The sequence below is a fragment of the Puniceibacterium sediminis genome (assembly GCF_900188035.1).
Lineage (GTDB): Bacteria > Pseudomonadota > Alphaproteobacteria > Rhodobacterales > Rhodobacteraceae > Puniceibacterium > Puniceibacterium sediminis.
Genome location: NZ_FZNN01000066.1, coordinates 1 through 1,227 on the forward strand (window position 1 = coordinate 1; position 1,227 = coordinate 1,227).

Genomic DNA, 1,227 nt, shown 5'->3' on the forward strand with positions numbered 1-1,227 from the left:
TCAGGACCCGGTATAAGAAATCCTGCAATTTCCCGCTACTGTTTCGGCGCGATCAGGCCGCAAATTCAGACGCTTGGGAGTTGTTCAGGCTGAACTAATGGTGCAAAGCCCATTTGGCGATGGAGGCTGCCACTTCGGAAATACGGGTGGTGTAATTCACCCCGGCAGCGATGGGGACGGTCCGATCCTGCCGGGCCTATTGGCCCGATCCCGGTAGGCGAGAGAGTGGCACTGTGACCGGTTCCTTTCGTGCACATATACATGATTTCCGGGAAGTGGACGGGGCCTATGGCACGTTGGTGCGTTTCGGAAAGCCAAAGCAGAGGTTGCCCCGGCTGCAGCACTTTCGCAAGCCGACGGGCAGTACTGCCGTATTAAAAACTTTCATTGCGGCAGCGCATGTGAACGCTTTCTGTCGCAGAAGGTGTCAGACGTCAGCCATTATGGGTATTAATTGCACCATTTAATTGAATGAGTGGCAATGTTTGATATAAGTAAACCTAAAAAATACCTCGGCTGATAGACGGAAAACGGAGATCTTGCCGAGGGAGAACGCATTATGCCGGAAATATCCTGTCGGCTTTGTGGAAATTTCACTATTTATGCGCTATCGTCATTGCTGACGCAACCCAGTAGAATTTCGGGCATGTTGGAAAGCCTGAGGTTTAATCGGCCAGCTGGTCTTTCTGTCGTGCCTGTCAATTCAAAAACTGCCCGCGGCGTTGGAGCGTATTTGCTTATATGCCGTGAGTCGACTGCGCTGCCGCCCACACCAGTTATCGTTCTTGTCACTTCGCAGGCCATCCTTGATCTGGGCAATCGGGGCAAAACCGCTAGGCTTGGCCAAGCAATGCAGCGCCGACTTCTTGATCTGCCATAGAGGCATTCTTGAAAGCGTCTTCTTTTGACGTGTCGCATCGTGGCGGAGGCACTCTATTGGAACGCCTGGTTCCGGAGGATGGACCTGTCGCGTTTTCGTGCCGCCCCCGGTGCTCGTTTAAGCCACCTTCCGTTCGAAAGCGACGGGGCTTTTCCAGCCGAGTGCTGAGTCGCGTCGTCGTGGATTGTAGAACCCGTTTATGTATTCGAAGATCGCCATTTCGGCCCGCCGCCGCGTTTCCCATGACCTGATGCCAAATCAGCTCGGCCTTGATGGATTTGAAGAAGGTCTCGACGGCTGCATTATCATAGCAATTTCCCTTGCCGCTCATCAACAGGCTGAACCCT

The 1,227-nt window shown here is 53.3% G+C and carries 1 pseudogene; it reads right to left on the reverse strand.

Features of this window, described 5'->3' with window-relative positions:
• Window positions 1-997: 997 nt before the first annotated feature.
• Window positions 998-1,227, reverse strand: a pseudogene (locus tag CHB75_RS21915) (IS3 family transposase); the annotation flags it as partial.